Raw genomic sequence first — 17471 nt, forward strand, 5'->3', positions numbered from 1 at the left:
TCGACGCTCTCGCCCCCCCAGGATTGCCCTAAGACAATGCGCGCCATTGTAATCGGATCTGATGGGCTCGTCGGTGGCGCGCTCTTCTCCGCGCTTGCGGCCGGCGGGCTCGACGTCATTGGAACAACACGGCGGCTCGATCGTGTTGCCGATGGAAGGACAGTTCATTTCGATCTAGCCGAACCGGAAATAGCAGGCATTCCATCCGCCGATATCGTCTTTATCTGTGCCGCTATGACGAGTTTTGCCGCCTGCAGGGCGTCGCCACAACTGGCGCAGCAGATCAACTGCGTCGCGCCCCTAGCGTTGGCGTCACATCTCGTGTCTTTGGGCACCAAGGTTGTTTTCCTGTCGACGTCTGCGGTTTTTGATTGCCAGGCGCCGTTGATGCAGCCCGACCGTAACTATGGCGGCGAGAGCGTGTACGGCCGATCCAAGGCCGAGGCTGAGCGACGGATACTCGGGTTGGGTCGATTGGCGACGGTTGTTCGGTTGACCAAGATAGTTTCGCGCCGGCAACAGATCTTTCGAACATGGGAAGCAGCCCTTACGCTTCGGCGATCTATCGAGGCATTCGATGATCACCGCATCTCTCCAATAACCATGGAGCACAGCGTTGATGCGCTCACCGCCATCGCAGCCCGCGGCGAAGGCGGCATCTACCAAGTATCGGGTGCCTCCGATGCAAGCTATTATGAAATTGCTTCCTATCTGGCCTCCAGGATCGGCGCCGAATCCTCGTTGGTGCGCCCCTGTTCCGCCGGGTCGAGGGGACTTCCCGCCGAGGAAATCACACCCTTCACCTCTCTTGATTGCGCCCGTCTCTCTGATCTGACCGGATTTCACCCACCCCAGCCTTTGAACGTGATCGAGGAGGCTCTTCTTTCGGAAAGTGAGTCTTGATGCCGTTTGCCTTTTTCGGTCCCGTGTCCGGGAAAGCTCGATGACATTCAGGTGTGTTCCATATAATCAGCCAAGATGCTCAAATCTGGAGACCGTGACATGAGCGAAGCGCCTCCCCGCGAGGGCGAATTTCAGTATGGCGAGCCTATCGCCGAAATCCGCCGTCGTGGCCTCGAACGCATGGGGTTCATGACGAGCTGGGCCTGGCTTGACGATCCCAGGCGGCTTACCTTCATGCTTGCGCGCTACAAATTCGTGGCGAAGATGCTGTCGGGAACAGAAAAAGCGCTTGAGATCGGCTGCGGTGACGGTTTCGGCTCTCGTGTTGTCGCGCAGTCCGTGAAGAATTTGACGGCGATCGATTTCGATCCCGAACTTCTCGAATCCGCGCGATTGGTGGCCAGCGAAAAGTTCCCAATCGAGTTTCGCAGGCACGACATGATGTCCCGGCCGGTCGAGGGCGACTACACCGCCTGTTACAGCCTCGATGTTCTGGAGCATATCCAGCCATCAGACGAAAACATCTTCCTGCAGAACCTAGCTCGATCGCTCATATCGACTGGCGTGTGCATTATTGGAACACCGTCCTTGGAATCGCAGCCCTATGCTTCGAAATTCTCAAAGCTGGGGCATGTCAACTGCAAGACCCAATCGGCTCTAAAGGAGACTATGCTGCGCTTCTTCGATAACGTTTTCATGTTTTCCATGAATGACGAAGTCGTGCATACCGGCTACGAAAAGATGTCACATTACAACCTGGCACTTTGTTGCGGCCCAAGGCGGTAGTAAGCGCCCTTTTTAAGGGACGAGCGGGCCCCCGGCAGTCGTTCCGGCGATGCCTCTTGGAGAACCGCACGGGCCACGATGACACAAAGGCAGGCCGCCAACGCTCTTGAAGTCCTTGCCGCGGCGGCGGAGCCCATCAGCATCGGCATCCTGCTCCTGCGCAACTTCCCCTTCATGACCTTCGGGGCGGCGCTCGATCCGCTGCGCCAGGCCAACCGGCTGGCTGGGCGGCCGGTGTTCAAATGGACGCTGATCTCCACGGATGGCGCCGGCGTCATGGCCAGCGCCGGCGTGGTCATGCCGGTCGATTGTTCGATCGACACCATGCCCCATTGCGACCTGGTGATCGTCTGCGCTGGTCTCGACCATGCCAGCCATTACAGCCCCAGGCTGTTTGCCTGGCTGCGCCGGCTGCACCGGCAGGCCTGCGTGCTCGGCGCCATCAGCACGGCGCCTTTCCTGCTGGCCCAGGCGGGGCTGCTGGAAGGGCGCCGCTGCGCCGTCCATTGGGAGCTGCTGCCGCTGTTCCAGGAGGAATTTCCCAACTGCATCGTCACCAATGAGATCTTCGCCATCGACGGTCTCTTCATCACCTCGTCCGGCGGCACGGTGACGCTCGACATGATGCTCTACATCGTCGCCGCCTGCCGCGGCCGTCCGCTGGCCGCCGCGATCTCCGATCAGTTCAACCATCCGGAAATCCGCCAGCAGCACGATTTCCAGCGCATGAAGCCGCAATCGCGCTTCTCCATCCGGCATGCCAAGCTGGCGGAGGTGATCACCGCGATGGAGGACAGCATCCAGGATCCGGTGGACCTGCAGGTGCTGGCGCGCAGGGTGCATCTGTCGACGCGGCAGATGGAGCGCCTGTTTCTCCTGCATCTCGGCAAGACGCCGTCGGCCTTCTATACCGGCCTGCGCATGGCGCGGGCGCGCGATCTCATCCTGCAGACCGATCTTTCGATCGCAACGGTGGCCCAGATCTGCGGATACATGTCGACGACGCATTTCGCGCGGACCTACCGCGCTCATTTCGGCGTCACGCCACGCGTGATGCGCAGCGAAGGCATCTTGCCGCGTAATTGAGCACGCCGGCCATTTGGGCAGGATAGCCCCAGTCATGTCGCTTATTGTAGGTCAAATGTCGCGTTGGTGCGTTTTCATGGGGCTGGAAGCGACCTACTCCTTGTTCATACGGCAGTCGCGCTCTGGTGATCGCGAGCGGACTGTCCTGTACCAAAGAAGAATTGAATTCAATAATTCACTCAAGAAATGCCCTCTCGCCAAGAGAGGATCAGAAACTTGAAGTCCATATCCAGAATAAACATCCAAAATGGGGATCATCCTGTGACGAAGAACCCGCATTCATATATTCCGACTCTGGTCGGAGAGCTCAGGGGCGGTGAAGTAAGCCGCCGACAGTTCCTGCGTACGGCAACATTGCTCGGCCTTTCCGCAGTGCTTGCCTATGAGGCGGTCGGCGAGATCGACCCCATCGGTACGGCGCATGCGGAGGAAATGCCCAAGGGCGGCAATCTGCGCATCGGCATGCGCTGCATGGAGATCAAGAGCCCGCATCTGGCCGATTTCGCCGAGCGTTCCAATGTCATCCGCCAGGTCTGCGAGTACCTCACCTTCACCGGGCGCGACAACATTACCCGGCCCTATCTGCTCGAGAAATGGGAGGTCAGCGACGACCTCAAGACCTGGACGCTGCATATCCGCAAGGACGTCAAATGGCACAGCGGCCGGCCTCTCACCGCCGATGACGTGGTATGGAACCTCAAGCGCGTCAGCGACCCGGCAGTCGGCTCCTCCGTGCTCGGCCTCTTCACCGGCTATCTGGTCGAGGAATACGACACCGGGGAGAAGGACAAGGACGGCAAGCCGAAGAAGTCCAGCCGCCTGTGGTCCGACAAGGCGATCGAGAAGGTCGACGACCACACCGTGCGCCTGAATGCCTTCGCCCCGCAGATCGCGGTGCCAGAGCATCTGTTCCATTATCCCATGTTCATCATCGATCCGGCTGAAAATGGCGTGTTCGGCCCGGGCTCCAACGGCACCGGCCCGTTCGAGCTCGTCGAATTCACGGTGGGCAAGAGCGCCAAATACAAGGCCCGCACGGATTACTGGGGTTCAGGTCCCTACCTCGACACCTTCGAGTTCGTCGATCTCGGCGACAATCCCGGCGCCCAGATTGCCGCCATGGCCTCGCGCCAGGTCGACGGCCTGTCGGAAGCCGATGCCGTGCAGATCAACGCGATGAAGAACTTTCCGCATGTGGCCGTGCACAAGGTGGACACCACGCAGACGGCCGTCGCCCGCATGCATCCCGACCAGAAGCCCTTCAACGACAAGCGCGTGCGCCAGGCCTTGCGCCTTGCCGTCGACCACGACAAGGTCATCCAGACCGTGCTGCTCGGCGCCGGCACCTCGGCGGAGGATCACCACGTCTCCCCGACGCATCCCGAATATGCGGCCCTGCCGAAATACGGCAAGGACGTCGACAAGGCCAAGAAGCTGCTCGCCGACGCCGGCTATCCCGACGGCTTCGAGATCGACATGGTGACGCGTCCCGATCCGATCTGGGAACTCAACACCGTTCAGGTCCTGGCCGAGCAGTTCAAGGACATCGGCGTCAGGATCAACATCAAGTCGCTCCCCAGCGCCCAGTATTGGGATGTCTGGACCTCGGTGCCCTTCAGCCTCACCGCCTGGGGCCACCGCCCACTCGGCATCATGACGCTGTCGCTGGCCTACCGCTCGAACGCGGCCTGGAACGAGTCCAATTATTCCAATCCTGAATTCGACAAGCTGCTGATTGAGGCCGAGGGCATCCTCGATCCCAAACAGCGCAGCCTCGTGATGGCCAAGATCGAGGCGCTGATGCAGGATGACGGGCCGATCGTCCAGCCGTTCTGGCGGATCTTCTCGACGGTGATGGACAAGAAGGTGACGGGCTTCAAGCTCCATCCCTCTCAGTACATCTTCGCCAACGAATACGCAGTGGCGGCCGCCTGACTCCCACAGGTCCGCCCAAGTGTGAGCCTGTCCCCGGATCCCCGCCCGGGGACAGGCTCCAGCCCTTCCGTTCTGTCCACCCCGGGTCGGCAGCGCAACTCGAACCGGATATCGGCTTGTTTCGATGGCTCCCTTTCTCATCAGACGCCTGATCATGATGGTGCTCACCATGCTGGTGGCCTCGTTCGTGGTCTTCGCCGTGTCCGAGTTCACGCCGGGAAGCGTCGCCAGGAAATCGCTCGGGCCGTTCGCGACCCAGCAGCAGGTCGACATCCTGACCGAGCGCCTGAAGGCAAACGACCCGCTGCCCATCCGCTATGGCCGCTGGCTCGGCATCCTGACGGGCGTCATCGCCGATCCCTTGCAGGATCCCGGCAACGGCCTGAACTTCACCGATCCGCGTGGCCCCCGCTATTTCGGCAATTTCGGCTATTCGACCCTCTACAAGCTGCCGGTCAACGACGTGATCTGGGACCGGCTCGGCCATACGGCCATCCTCGCCGGGCTCGCCTTTGCCCTCATCGTGCCGTTGTCGATCATCTTTGGCGTCCTCTCCGGCCTGAAGGAGGGCGGCGCTCTCGACCGCATCCTGTCGGTCGTCTCCATCACCTTCACCTCGATCCCCGAATTCGCCTCCGGCGTGTTCCTGGTCACGCTGTTCGTCATCCTCTGGCCGATCCTGCCGGGAACCAGCCCGATGGACCCGGGGGGCGGCTGGTCGGTGTCCTCGCAGCTCGTGCTGCCGGTCGCCGTGCTGGTCATCTATGATTTCGGCTATGTCGCCCGCATGATCCGCGTCTCGATGATCGAGGTCATGGAGAAGCCCTATATCCGCACCGCCATCCTCAAGGGGCTGAGCCCGCGGCAGGTCATCCTCGGCCATGCCTTGCGCAACGCCATGATCGCGCCCTTCACGGTGCTGCTGCTCCAGCTCAACTTCCTGATCAGCGGCGTGGTGGTCACCGAACTCGTCTTCGCCTATCCGGGCTTCGGCCGCATGCTGCTGGAGGCGAGCCTGTTCGGCGACATCTCGACGGTGGAGGCCGCCACGCTCGTCACGGTCGCCGTCGCCATCGTCACCCAGTTCCTCGGCGACCTCGGCTACATGGCCCTCAATCCGCGTATCAGGGTGAAGTGAGCCATGGCCTCCGATCGCATCGATACGCTCGCCGCCACCCAGCCCAAACCAGCCCGCCGGACCAGCAGCTGGCTGCGGATCTTCCGCTCCCGTACGGCCGTGATCGGCCTCGCTCTGATCCTGTTCTGGGTCGCGCTCGCCATCCTTGCGCCGGTCCTGCCGATCCCCTCGCCGACGGACCAGGACGTGATGGCGATCGCCGATCCCACGCCTTCCGCCAGCCACTGGCTGGGCACCGACATCCTCGGCCGCGACACCCTCTCGCGCCTGATCTTCGGGGCACGGACGGTGCTGGTGGTAGCGCCGCTCTCCGTGGCGGTGGCCCTGACGGTCGGCATCATCATCGGCATGCTGTCGGGCTATTTCGGCGGCCTCGTCGATACCCTGGTCAGCCGCCTGTCGGACGTGATCCTCGCCTTCCCGGTGCTGGTGCTCTACGTCATCCTGATCGCCAATATCGGCCCGTCGGTCCTCAACATCGTCATCGCCACCACCATCGCCTCGGCGCCTGGCATCGGGCGCATCGTGCGCGGGCTCGTGCTCGACCTCAAGGAGCGCGAATATGTCGCCGCCGCGCGCCTCAGGGCAGAGAGCACGCTCTACATCATGATCGTCGAGCTCCTGCCCAATTGCCGGGGCCCGCTGATCGTCGATGCCTGCCTGCGGCTCGGCTACACCATCATCACCATCGGTATCCTCGGCTTCCTCGGCCTCGGCCTGCCGCCGCCAAACCCGGACTGGGGCGGCATGGTGCGCGAGACGACCACCGTCATCAATGTCTGGCCGCTGATGTCGGTGGCCCCGTCGGTGGCCATCGTCAGCCTGGTCCTCGGCTTCAATCTCCTGGCCGACGGCATGCGGGAGGCCTTCAAGCCATGACCTTGCAGGAACAGGCCCGTACCATCACCCCCGCCTCGGCAGGCGACGCCCTGCTGGAGGTCCGCAATCTGCGCATCGAGTTCAGGGGCCGGGACGACACGGTGCTGGCCGTGCCCGATGTCTCCTTCCACATCGCGCCCGGTGAGGCCTATGGGCTGGTAGGCGAGTCCGGTTGCGGCAAGACCACCACCGCCATGGCCGTGATGGGCTATCTCGGCGTGAACGGCCGGGTGAGCGGCGGCAGCATCCGCTTCGAGGGGCAGGAACTCGTCGGCGCCCGGCCGGATCTGCTGCGTTCGATCCGCGGACGGCGCATCGCCATGGTCTATCAGGAGCCGATGAGCGCCCTCAATCCGGTGAAGACCATCGGCGCCCAACTCGCCGAAGTGCCGCTCCGCCACCTCGGAGCCAGCAAGGCCGAGGCGATGGACATGGCCGCCGCCATGATCGAGGACGTCCGTCTGCCGGACCCGCGCGAAATCCTCAAGCGCTATCCCCATCAGCTTTCGGGCGGTCAGCAGCAGCGCATCGTCATCGCCATGGCTCTGCTGGCTAGGCCGGCGCTGCTGCTGCTCGACGAGCCCACCACAGGCCTCGACGTCACCGTCGAGGCGGCGGTTCTGGACCTCATCGGCGACCTGCGCCAGCGCTACGGCACCAGCCTGCTCTACATTTCCCACAATCTCGGCCTGATCGCCGCCACCTGCGACCGCGTGGGCATCATGTATTCGGGCGAGATCGTCGAGGAGGCGCCGACGGCGCAGCTCTTCCGTGATCCCCGCCATCCCTATGCGCAGGGCCTGCTCGGCTGTATCCCCGATATCAGCACCGACAAGCGCTCGCGTGCCCTGATGCCGATCCAGGGGCAGATTCCCCTGCCGCAGGAGCGCCCGCAAGGCTGCTTCTTCGGCCCGCGTTGCCAGCATTTCCAGGCTTCGCGCTGCGGTGGCGCTCCCATCGCCATGCAGCAGGCCCACACCGGGGAACATATGGTCCGCTGCGTGCGCTGGGATGAGATCGAACCGCCGCGGTTGGCCAATCACGATGACAAGGGCGCCATGGCCGAGGCGCCGGATGCGCTCGCCGTCGACGACGTCACCAAGCTCTATGTCCTCGGCCGCGGCAAGGCACGCACGGTGGTGGCCAATGAGGCGATCTCGCTGAAGGCGGGCAAGGGCGAGATCCTGGCCCTGGTCGGCGAGTCCGGCTGCGGCAAGTCGAGCCTTGCCCGCATCATCGTCGGCCTCGAAAAGGCGACCTCCGGGCAGATCCGCTTCGCGGGTGACGACATCGCCCAGGTCGATGCCCGGCATCGCTCGAAGGCGATGCTGCAATCGATCCAGATGGTGTTCCAGAACCCGGACAGCACGCTCAACCCGTCCCATCCGGCTGCCTTCTCGATCCGGCGCACCATCAGCAAGTTCGGCATCCGCAAGGGCAGGGCGGCGATCGACCAGCGGGTGCGCGAGCTGCTGGAGATGGTTCGCCTGCCGCCGTCCCTGGCCGAGCGCCGGCCGAACCAGTTGTCCGGCGGCCAGAAGCAGCGCATCGCCATCGCCCGGGCCTTCGCCTCCGATCCCAGCCTCATCGTGGCCGACGAACCCGTTTCGGCGCTGGACGTCTCCGTGCAGGCCGCCGTCGTCACGCTGCTCCTCGACATCCAGCGCGAGAAGCAGAGCACGCTCGTCTTCATCAGCCATGACCTCGCTTTGGTTCGTCACGTCGCCGACAGCGTCGTGGTGATGTATCTCGGCAAGGTGATGGAGCGCGGGCGCGTGGAGGAGATCTTCAGCCCACCCTATCATCCCTATACCGAGGCGCTTCTTTCCGCCGTCCACAGTCCCGACCCCGATGCCGTTCCCAAGGAACGCATACGCCTCGCAGGGGAGACACCGAGCCCGATCAACGTGCCGCCGGGCTGCCGCTTCGCCTCGCGCTGCCATCGCAAGCTCGGCGCGATCTGCGATACAGTGCCGCCGCCCGTGCGCATTCTCTCGACGACCCATGAAGTCGCCTGCCATATCGAGCCGGACGTCCTGGCCGGCCTGCCGCCCGTTTTTGCCAAGCCCGACCGGGACGAACAGCCCACATGAGTACCCTGCCAACCTCGACGCCGGGATTGCGGCAGACGCTCGCCTTGGCGCGCGCGATCCTGCCCCTCATGGCCGCCATCTGCATCGCCGGCGCCGGTAACGGGCTGCTCACCACGGTGGTTTCGCTTCACCTCGGCAGCGGCCGCTTCGGCGTCACGGCGGTGCAGATGGTGCTGTCGGGTTTCCCGGCCGGCTTCCTCATCGGATGCCTGGTCGCACGCAGCATCGTGGTGCGGCTTGGCCATGAGAGGACGTTCCGCGCCCTTGCCCTGCTGACGGCTCTGGCCGGATTCGGTTTCGCGCTGGGTGAACAGCCCATGCTCTGGTTTGGCCTGCGTCTCCTCAACGGTCTGTCGATGGCGGTCCTCTTCATCGTGGCGGAGAGCTGGATCAACCTCTATGCGGGGACGCGCAATCGCGGCACGCTGTTTTCGCTCTACATGCTGATGACCGCGCTCAGCGTGCTGCTCGGCCAATTGATGGTGAGGCTTGCCGAGCCGCAGGGCCTGGCACTGTTCGTCCTCGCCGCCTGCGTGGGCGTTTGCGGGGTCCTGCTCTCGAAATTCGGCCTGCGCGCCTGGCCTGCCCTGCCGCAGCCCAAGCCGGTCTTGCCCTCCCAGCCCGCGAGAGAGCGCGAAAATTTCGGCCTGTGGCGGCTCGCCTGTCTTGTACCTGTTACCGTCATCGCCGCCTTCCAGGCCGGCATGACCAATCTCAACGTGTTCGCCATGACGCCGCTTTATGGCGAGCAGATCGGCCTGCCGACCAGCACCGTCATTGGTCTCACCACGGCTTTCAGCATCGGCGGGTTGCTGGCCCAGCCGCCGATCGGCTGGCTGTCCGACAAATTCGACCGCCGTCTGCTGCTGGTGCTCAATGGCGGGTTCGCGGCGCTGCTCTGCGGGCTCATCACGCTGGTGGGCAAGGGCCCGGCCCCGCTGCTTTTCGTCCTGTTCTTTGCCTATGGTGCGACGACGCTGACGATCTATCCGCTCGCCATCGCCTATGGCAACGCCCGGGTCGAGAGCCGATTCATGGTTCTGGTCTCTGGCCGCCTTCTGCTGCTCTATGCCATCGGCGGTGTCGTGGCGCCTCTCCTGTCGACCGACCTGATGATGCGCCTCGGGCCGCAGATCCTCTTCATCTTCCTGGGGAGTGCCGCTTTGTGCGTGATGGTCGCGGCCTGCTTCAATCTGTTGCGTTCGCCGGGCCCGGCCCCTGGCGGCGAGAGCACGCCCGCTCTGGACATGGGGGAGTAGTCCGATGGGGCATGCGTCGAGCGAAGGCGATTTCGACCTGGTGATCCGCGGCGGCACGGTGGTGCTGCCCGACGGTCCGGCAGAGATCGATATCGGCGTCAGGGGAGAGCATATCGCGGCCCTTGCGCCTGATCTTCCGCCTGGCAGGCGGGATGTCTCGGCCAGGGGCCGCATCGTTCTGCCGGGCGGCGTCGACAGCCATTGCCACATGGATCAGCCGCCCTGGGAGGGGCGTTCCACCGCCGATGATTTCGATAGCGGGACCCTGTCGGCGCTGTGCGGGGGCACGACAACCGTCATTCCCTTCGCCATGCAGATGCGCGGCCAGTCGCTGCGCGCCGCCGTCGACGACTATCACGAACGGGCGCGGCCGAAGGCCCATGTCGACTACGGTTTCCACCTCATCATCGGCGATCCCACGGAGAAGGTGCTGAAGGACGAGATACCCCGCCTGGTGGCCGAAGGCTGCACCTCCTTCAAGATCTACCTGACCTATGAGGGGCTCAAGCTCGACGACTACGAGGTGCTCAATGTTCTCGACGTGGCGCGCAGCGAGGGCGCCATGGTCATGGTCCATGCCGAGAACAATGCCTGCATCCGCTGGCTCACCGAGCGCTTCCTCGCCGCGCGCAAGACGCAACTGCGCTATCACGGCCTCGCCCATCCCGAGATCGGCGACCGCGAGGCGACGTTTCGGGCGATCAGCCTGGCCGAACTGGTCGAGACGCCGCTGTTGATCAGCCATGTCAGCGCCGCCGGAGCGGTGGAGGAGATACGCCGCGCCAGGGCACGCGGCCTGCCCGTCTATGCCGAGACCTGCCCACAATATCTCTTCCTCACCTCCGAGGATATGGACACGCCCGACCTCAGTGGGGCGATGTGCGTGTGCACGCCGCCCCCGCGCCACCGCTCCAACCAGCCCGAGATCTGGCGTGGCATCTTCGACGGTACGCTGGAGGTATTCTCCTCCGACCACTCCCCGTGGAACTATGCCGACAAGATCGCGGGTGGGCCGGATGTGCCCTTCACGCGCATCCCCAATGGCATTCCCGGCATTGAGACGCGTCTGCCTCTGCTCTATTCGGCCGGCGTCAACATGGACCGGCTGTCGCTGCTCAAATTTGCCGAACTCACGGCCGCCAACCCCGCCCGGCTGTTTGGCCTTTATCCCCGCAAGGGCGCCATCGCGCTCGGCTCGGACGCCGACCTCGCCATCTGGGATCCGGCGCGCGAGGTCACCATCACCAATGCCATGCTGCACCACGCCACCGACCACACCCCCTATGAGGGCAGGATGGTACGCGGCTGGCCGATCGTCACCATTTCGCGCGGCCACATCGTCTGGAACGATGGGCAGATCACCTCGACGCCGGGCAGGGGGAAGTTTCTTGCCTGCAGCAGGCCCTTCACGCCGAAACGGGATCTGCCTCCGGTGCTCGCATCATGACCCCGATCTCTCCTTTTTCTCCGCGGCGCCTTGCCGGCCGGTCCATCCTGATCAGCGGCGCCGCCAGCGCTATCGGCGAGGCGACCACGCGGCGCTGTGTAGCCGAGGGCGCGCGGGTCGCCTGCGCGGATCTCGACCAGGGCGCAGCGGAGCGCCTTGCCGGCGAACTGGGCGGACAGGTGATCGCCGTGCATTGCGATGTGACGGAGCCGCATTCCGCCCGAGAGGCGGTGAACGCCGCGATCGCCGCCTTCGGTCATCTGGACGGATATGTCCATAATGCCGCCGCTCCCTCGCGCGATGGCGATGTCGTCGAACTCGACCTGGCGGACTGGCACCGCGAAATCGACGTCACCCTGACCGGCGCCTTCCTGGTGGGCAAATATGTGGTGCCGGCCCTGGCGAAGGCCGGCGGCGGTTCGATCGTGCTGGTCGCCTCGCAGCTTGGCCATGTCGCGACGGCACGCTCGGTTGCCTATTGCTCGGCCAAGGCCGGCCTGATCCACCTTGCCCGGCTCATGGCCGTGGACCATGCCGCTGTCGGCATTCGCGTCAACAGCCTGTCGCCGGGCGCCGTGCGCACGGCGCGGCTCCTGCAGCGCTGGCCCGATCTCGACGCGGCCGATGCCGACCTTGCCGGACATTACCTCACCGGGCGCATCGGCCAGCCTGACGAGATTGCCGCGAGCGCGGCCTTCCTGCTTTCCAACGACGCCTCCTTCGTGACGGGCACCGACCTGCTCGCCGACGGTGGCTATGCCGCCCGCTGATACTGAAACCATGACGGGCGAAGTCCCGCGAGTAATGAAAAGGGAGCGATCATGACCCTCTTGGTGACCGGCGGTGGCGGCTTCGTGATGAGTGTCGTCGTGGGTGAATGGCTGGCGCGCGATCCCGCCAACAAGGCGGTGATCCTTGATCGCGGCCCGCTCGATGCCGCCGCTGAAAATTATTTTGCGCCGGTGCGCGATCGCCTGACCGTCATCGAGGGCGATGTCTGCCGGGATGAGACCTGGCAGGGCACACTGGATGGGCTCGGCATCACGGCCATTGTCCATGGCGCCACGCTCACCCCGATTTCGCGCGGCAGCGCCGCGGAGGCCAAGCGCCAGCCGGAGGCGGAGGACCCCGCCCGCATCGTCGACGTCAATCTGATGGGCAGCGTGCGCGCCCTGGAATGGGCGCGCCGCAGCGCGTCGATCAAGCGCTTCGTCTATGTCAGCTCGGGCTCGGTCTATCGCCATCACGGGCCGGACTGGCAGGGCGAGCCGCTGCCCGAGGACGGCTACGTCGCGCCGCTCACCCTCTATGGCATCTCAAAATATGCCTCCGAGATGGTGGTCAACCGCTATGCCGATCTCTTCGGCCTCCCGGGGATTTCGGTGCGGCTGTCGTCGATCTATGGGCCGATGGACCGTGTAACGGCGAGCCGCAACTTCCGCCATATACCCAACCGCGTCGCCCATATGGCGCTGGCGGGCGAGGTGATCCGGCCGAACAGCCTCGACAGCGCCGGCGACTACCTGAACTCGGCCGATGTCGCCGCGGCCATCGTCGCCCTCATCGGGGCGCCCATGCTGCGTTACCGCCACTACAATGTCGCGAGCGGCGAGATTTCCACCACCGGCGACTTCGTACGCTGGGCGGCCGAGAAGGTGCCCGGCGTGCGGTGCGAGGTGACCTCCGACGCGACCGCCAACGTCGTGCAGGATCCGGCGCTGCGGGACGGCATGTGGGGCGCCTATGACACAGCCCGGCTCGAACGCGATACCGGCTGGCGCCCGCGCCCGCTGCGCGAGGCCTTCCACGCCTATATGGACTGGATCGCCGCGAATGAAGTGGCCGTGGCCAGCGGCCCCGCCTGAATGTCCTGCGTTTTTCTGTTTGAGAGATTGCCATGAGCAGTGATTTGAATGCCGCCCCCCAGGGGCCGGGCCGTGATTTCATCGGCTATGGCCGGCAGGCGCCCCATGTCGTCTGGCCCGGCGGCGCCAAGGTCGCGATCAACCTCGTTCTCGTCTATGAGGAGGGCTCCGAATATTCCTGGCTCGAGGATGGCCGCAACGACAATTGGGGCGAATACAACATCCCCAATTCACCGCCGGCCCGCGACCTCGGCACCGAGACCCATTTCGAATATGGCAGCCGCGCCGGCATCTGGCGCCTTGCGCGCCTGTTCGATCGCCACCAGGTGCCGGTGACGGTCTCGGCCTGCGCCGTGGCGCTGCAGCGCAATCCCGATGTCGTCGCCTGGATGAAGGCGAGGGGCCACGATTTGCTCGGCCATGGCCTGCGCTGGTCGGAATACTGGACCTTGAGCCGCGAGGAGGAACGCGAGCAGCTGCGCCAGGCGAACGAGCTCTACCGCTCGCTTCTTGGCGTGCATCCGCCGGGCTGGAACTGCCGCTCCTTCCCGAGTGTCAACACCCAGGATCTCATCATCGAGGATGGCGAGTTCCTCTATTATTCCGACCCCTGCAACGACGACATCCCCTATTTCGTCGAGCACGCGGCCGGGCGCCTGCTCGTGGTGCCCTATTCCAAGACCCTCAACGACAGCCGCTACCTGATCGCGCCGGGCTACAGCAATCCGCGGGACTTCGCCGAGGATTGCCGTTCGGCCATCAGTTACCTCCTCGAGGATGCCGAGGAGGCGGGCGGCAAGATGCTCACCATCGCCGTTCATGCCCGCTGGACCGGCCAGCCCAATCGCGCTTCCGGCCTGCGTGACGTAATCGAGTTCGTCAACCGCACCGACGGCGCGATCTTCATGCGCCGCGAGGAGATCGCGCGCTACTGGCTCGACAACCACGAATCCTTCTTCCTGCCGAGGGGCTGACAATGTCGTTCGGTGCTGCCGAATATGAACCGCCTCTGCCGGCCGCCGCGCCGAAGACGCGGCTGAAGGGGGCGCAGATCGTCGCTGCCATTCTCAAGCAGGAAGGGCTGAAGCAGATCATCGGCTTTCCCAACAGCGAGCTGTTCGATGCCCTGGCCGAGCTCGATATTCCGCCGATCATCACGCGCACGCCGCGCGTGGCGGTGAATATCGCCGAAGGCTATGCCAGGGTGACAAGTGGGCGGGAACTTGCCGCCGTCACGGTGCAATATGGCCCCGGTGCCGAAAGCGCCTTCGGCGGCATCGCGCAGGCCTTCAACGATCGCTCGCCGATCCTGTTCCTGCCGACAGGTTATCCGCGCGGGCATGAGGCGGTGACGCCCAATTTCGAGGCCCGGCGCAATTTCCGCAATGTCACCAAATGGTGCGAGGCGGCGACCCGTATCCAGGATCTGCCCCAGCTCATGCATTCGGCGCTGTCGCGCGTGCGCAACGGCGCGCCTTCGCCCGTGCTGCTGGAGCTGCCGGTCGATCTCCTCGCCGAAATGGCGGATGTCGACCTTGCCGACTATCTGCGCCCGCGCCGCTCCCTGCCACAGGCCGGGGCGGAGGAGATCCGCGAACTCGTTGACATCCTGCTGACGGCGCGCAATCCCCTGATCCTGGCGGGGCAGGGGGTGCTGTCCTCGCAGGCTTCGGCCGAGCTGGTCGCCTTCGCCGAACTGCTTGGCACACCCGTGGCAACCACGCCGAATGGCAAGAGCGCCTTTCCCGAGAACCATCCGCTGTCCCTGGGCACGGCCGGCCGGGCGCGGCCTGCGACGGTCGATCATTTCGTTGCCAAGGCGGATGTCGTCCTGGCCATCGGTTCCAGCCTGACGCGTTCGCACTACATCCTGCCGATCCCGGCGGACAAGACGCTGCTGCAGGTCACGCTCGGCGAGGCAGACCTCGGCAAGGACTATCCGATTGCCCAGGGCGTGATCAGCGATGCCCGCGCGGCGCTCTGCCAGATGCATGAGCGCGCGCTCGAGGCGCTGGCCGGAGACGACCGGCTGCGCGCCCGCCGGGCCGTGGTCGAAAGGGACATCCGCAGGATCCGCGCCGCCTTCCTGCAGCGCTGGATGCCGCTGCTGACGGCGGACAGCGTGCCGATCTCGCCCTATAGGGTCGTGTGGGAACTGATGCAGGCGATCGATCCCGAACGCACCATCGTCACCCACGATGCCGGCAACCCGCGCGACCAGTTTACGCCCTTCTACCAGGCCGTGACGCCCGGCTTCTATCTCGGCTGGGGCAAGACCACGCAGCTCGGCAACGGGCTCGGCTTCGCCATGGGCGCCAAGCTGGCGCGGCCGGATACGACTGTCGTCAATATCATGGGCGAGGCGGCCTTCGGCATGGTCGGCATCGATTTCGAGACGGCGATCCGCTGCAACCTGCCGATACTGACCGTGGTGCTGCGAAACCATGTGCTGGGGGGCTATGCCGCGAGCATGCCCGTCGCCACCCGCAAATATGGCGCCAACCGCATGTCGGGCGAATATGCTCCGATCGCGCGGGCGCTGGGAGGCCATGGCGAATGCGTCACCGATCCCACCGAGCTTCGTGCGGCTCTGCTGCGCTGCCTCGGCGAGGTCCGCAGCGGACGCGCCACGCTGCTGGAGGTCGTCACGCATGAGGAAAGCCGCTTCGCCGGGCTGAGCCCGGAGATGCGCTGAAGCGGCGGGATAGCGCGATGTTCGATCTGCTTCTGCGTGGCGGCACGGTTATCAATGCCGACGGGCCGGTTCGCGCCAATGTCTGCATCACCGCCGGCAAGGTGGTGGCGCTCGTGCCGCCGGGCGGGAGCGTCGAGGCGCATAGCGAAATCCCCGTGGAGGGCATGCACTTGCTGCCGGGCCTCGTCGATGCCCATGTCCATCTGCGCGAGCCGGGCCTGACCCACAAGGAGGATTTCGTCTCCGGCACACTCGCCGCTGCAGCGGGCGGTGTCACCACGCTCCTCGACATGCCGACGGACGAGCCCTGGACGGTGACGCCGGCGGATCTCAAGGTCAAGATGCGATTGGCGGAAGGACGCATCCACACCGATGTCGGCTTCCAGGTCGCGCTGCGGCGGGACCTGTTCGGCGTGGCGGGACTGCGCCGCCTCGATCCCGTCTCCTTCGAGCTTTTCACCGCGGATGTGCCCGAGGCCTTCCTGCACGCGACGATGGACGATGCCGTGCAGGCCCTGCGGGTGCTGGCGCCGCTCGATATTCTCGTCGGCATATCGCCAGGCGATCAGTCCATCCTTGCCGGCGAGATGGTACGCGGCCTCGACAAGCCAAAGGACGTTGCGGCTTTCCGCGCGAGCCGCCCCCCACTGGCGGAGGCGGCAGGCATCAGCCGGGTGCTGCTGGCCGCGGCGCAGACAGGCGCCCGCATCCATGTCCGCCAGACGAATTCGGCCCTCGGCATCCGGACCTGGCAGCGCCTGCGCGACATGGCGGATGCCAGCATCGAAACGACGCCTCAATGCCTTCTGTTCGCTAGGGAGGCGTATGACCGGCTCGGCGCTGGGGTGAAGGCCTCGCCACCGCTGCGTGAGAAGGAGGACGTCGCCGTGATGCGTGAAGCCCTGCGCTCGGGTTCAATCGACATCGTGGCGACAGATCATGCGCCGCACAGCCCGGCAGAGAAGGCGGCCACCTATCCGGCTTTCGCCGACATCCCCGGTGGCATGCCCGGCGTACAGACCTTGCTGATGACCATGCTGCATCTCGTTGATGCGGGTGACCTGCGGCTGCAGGACCTGGTGCGTGTGTGCAGTGCCAATCCGGCCGTGCGCTTCGGTCTTGGGGGACGCAAGGGCGCGATCCGCCCAGGCCACGATGCGGATATCCTGGTTCTCGATGCAGGCGGGACAACCAGGATATGCCATGCCGATCAGCTGTCGAAGGCAGGCTACACGCCCTTCGACGGGCTCGAAGTCCCCTGGTCTTTGCGGACCGTCTTTCTGCGGGGCAGGGTGATCTTTGCCGAGGGCACCCCGGCCGCGGCCGCGAGCGGACGTGTCGTGACAGCCTCTGCCCTCTTCCAATCCATGCTTGCGAGGTGATGA

The 17471-nt window shown here is 64.9% G+C and carries 14 protein-coding genes; all 14 read left to right on the top strand.

Translation table 11 applies throughout. The annotated features are described in order from the left end of the window. The first annotated feature begins 36 nt into the window (after window positions 1–36). The 14 genes from QQL24_RS28400 to QQL24_RS28465 all read left to right on the top strand — a co-directional run bounded on the left by QQL24_RS28400 (window position 37) and on the right by QQL24_RS28465 (window position 17468). Window positions 37–903 (top strand): SDR family oxidoreductase, encoded by an 867-nt coding sequence (locus tag QQL24_RS28400; protein ID WP_284315674.1) that lies wholly within the window; start codon window positions 37–39, stop codon window positions 901–903. A 99-nt stretch (window positions 904–1002) separates the two neighbouring features. After that, the gene (locus tag QQL24_RS28405; RefSeq protein ID WP_284315675.1) at window positions 1003–1689 is read left to right on the top strand and encodes a class I SAM-dependent methyltransferase; all 687 of its coding nucleotides are present in this window, start codon (window positions 1003–1005) and stop codon (window positions 1687–1689) included. A gap of 78 nt (window positions 1690–1767) precedes the next feature. Next, window positions 1768–2775, top strand: coding sequence for a GlxA family transcriptional regulator (locus tag QQL24_RS28410; RefSeq protein WP_284315676.1), 1008 nt, complete (start codon window positions 1768–1770; stop codon window positions 2773–2775). A 261-nt stretch (window positions 2776–3036) separates the two neighbouring features. Then, complete coding sequence (locus QQL24_RS28415; protein ID WP_284315677.1) at window positions 3037–4710, top strand: ABC transporter substrate-binding protein; 1674 nt, start codon at window positions 3037–3039, stop codon at window positions 4708–4710. Window positions 4711–4834: 124 nt separating this feature from the next. Beyond that, window positions 4835–5848 (top strand): ABC transporter permease, encoded by a 1014-nt coding sequence (locus tag QQL24_RS28420; protein WP_284315678.1) that lies wholly within the window; start codon window positions 4835–4837, stop codon window positions 5846–5848. A gap of 3 nt (window positions 5849–5851) precedes the next feature. Next, window positions 5852–6727: an ABC transporter permease gene (locus QQL24_RS28425; RefSeq protein WP_284315679.1), complete on the top strand. Its 876-nt coding sequence runs from the start codon at window positions 5852–5854 to the stop codon at window positions 6725–6727. Beyond that, complete coding sequence (locus tag QQL24_RS28430) at window positions 6724–8820, top strand: ABC transporter ATP-binding protein (RefSeq protein WP_284315680.1); 2097 nt, start codon at window positions 6724–6726, stop codon at window positions 8818–8820. The genes QQL24_RS28425 and QQL24_RS28430 overlap by 4 nt, the downstream gene beginning before the upstream one ends. Continuing rightward, on the top strand, window positions 8817–10079 hold the full coding sequence (locus QQL24_RS28435) for an MFS transporter (protein WP_284315681.1): 1263 nt from the start codon (window positions 8817–8819) through the stop codon (window positions 10077–10079). Before QQL24_RS28430 ends, QQL24_RS28435 begins: the two co-directional genes overlap by 4 nt. A 4-nt stretch (window positions 10080–10083) precedes the next feature. Beyond that, on the top strand, window positions 10084–11526 hold the full coding sequence (gene hydA / locus QQL24_RS28440) for a dihydropyrimidinase (RefSeq protein ID WP_284315682.1): 1443 nt from the start codon (window positions 10084–10086) through the stop codon (window positions 11524–11526). Further along, entirely contained in the window at window positions 11523–12296 is a 774-nt protein-coding gene (locus QQL24_RS28445; RefSeq protein ID WP_284315683.1) for an SDR family NAD(P)-dependent oxidoreductase, read from the top strand. Before hydA ends, QQL24_RS28445 begins: the two co-directional genes overlap by 4 nt. A 51-nt stretch (window positions 12297–12347) precedes the next feature. Next, window positions 12348–13391: an NAD-dependent epimerase/dehydratase family protein gene (locus QQL24_RS28450; RefSeq protein ID WP_284315684.1), complete on the top strand. Its 1044-nt coding sequence runs from the start codon at window positions 12348–12350 to the stop codon at window positions 13389–13391. 32 nt (window positions 13392–13423) lie between these two features. Beyond that, on the top strand, window positions 13424–14365 hold the full coding sequence (locus QQL24_RS28455) for a polysaccharide deacetylase family protein (RefSeq protein ID WP_284315685.1): 942 nt from the start codon (window positions 13424–13426) through the stop codon (window positions 14363–14365). Between the two features lie 2 nt (window positions 14366–14367). Next, on the top strand, window positions 14368–16086 hold the full coding sequence (locus tag QQL24_RS28460; protein ID WP_284315686.1) for a thiamine pyrophosphate-requiring protein: 1719 nt from the start codon (window positions 14368–14370) through the stop codon (window positions 16084–16086). Between the two features lie 17 nt (window positions 16087–16103). Then, window positions 16104–17468 carry a dihydroorotase gene (locus tag QQL24_RS28465; RefSeq protein WP_284315687.1) on the top strand — a complete coding sequence of 455 codons (1365 nt, stop codon included), beginning with the start codon at window positions 16104–16106 and terminating at the stop codon, window positions 17466–17468. The last annotated feature ends 3 nt before the right edge of the window (window positions 17469–17471 follow it).

This window comes from Labrys miyagiensis (assembly GCF_030160835.1).
Classification (GTDB): Bacteria; Pseudomonadota; Alphaproteobacteria; order Rhizobiales; family Labraceae; genus Labrys; species Labrys miyagiensis.

Bases quoted from the DNA above. Each gene is read 5' to 3' on its own strand.
- QQL24_RS28400 (WP_284315674.1), top strand. From the start codon at position 37: ATGCGCGCCATTGTAATCGGATCTGATGGGCTCGTCGGTGGCGCGCTC.
- QQL24_RS28405 (WP_284315675.1), top strand. From the start codon at position 1,003: ATGAGCGAAGCGCCTCCCCGCGAGGGCGAATTTCAGTATGGCGAGCCT.
- QQL24_RS28410 (WP_284315676.1), top strand. From the start codon at position 1,768: ATGACACAAAGGCAGGCCGCCAACGCTCTTGAAGTCCTTGCCGCGGCG.
- QQL24_RS28420 (WP_284315678.1), top strand. From the start codon at position 4,835: ATGGCTCCCTTTCTCATCAGACGCCTGATCATGATGGTGCTCACCATG.
- QQL24_RS28425 (WP_284315679.1), top strand. From the start codon at position 5,852: ATGGCCTCCGATCGCATCGATACGCTCGCCGCCACCCAGCCCAAACCA.
- QQL24_RS28430 (WP_284315680.1), top strand. From the start codon at position 6,724: ATGACCTTGCAGGAACAGGCCCGTACCATCACCCCCGCCTCGGCAGGC.
- QQL24_RS28435 (WP_284315681.1), top strand. From the start codon at position 8,817: ATGAGTACCCTGCCAACCTCGACGCCGGGATTGCGGCAGACGCTCGCC.
- hydA (WP_284315682.1), top strand. From the start codon at position 10,084: ATGGGGCATGCGTCGAGCGAAGGCGATTTCGACCTGGTGATCCGCGGC.
- QQL24_RS28445 (WP_284315683.1), top strand. From the start codon at position 11,523: ATGACCCCGATCTCTCCTTTTTCTCCGCGGCGCCTTGCCGGCCGGTCC.
- QQL24_RS28450 (WP_284315684.1), top strand. From the start codon at position 12,348: ATGACCCTCTTGGTGACCGGCGGTGGCGGCTTCGTGATGAGTGTCGTC.
- QQL24_RS28455 (WP_284315685.1), top strand. From the start codon at position 13,424: ATGAGCAGTGATTTGAATGCCGCCCCCCAGGGGCCGGGCCGTGATTTC.
- QQL24_RS28460 (WP_284315686.1), top strand. From the start codon at position 14,368: ATGTCGTTCGGTGCTGCCGAATATGAACCGCCTCTGCCGGCCGCCGCG.
- QQL24_RS28465 (WP_284315687.1), top strand. From the start codon at position 16,104: ATGTTCGATCTGCTTCTGCGTGGCGGCACGGTTATCAATGCCGACGGG.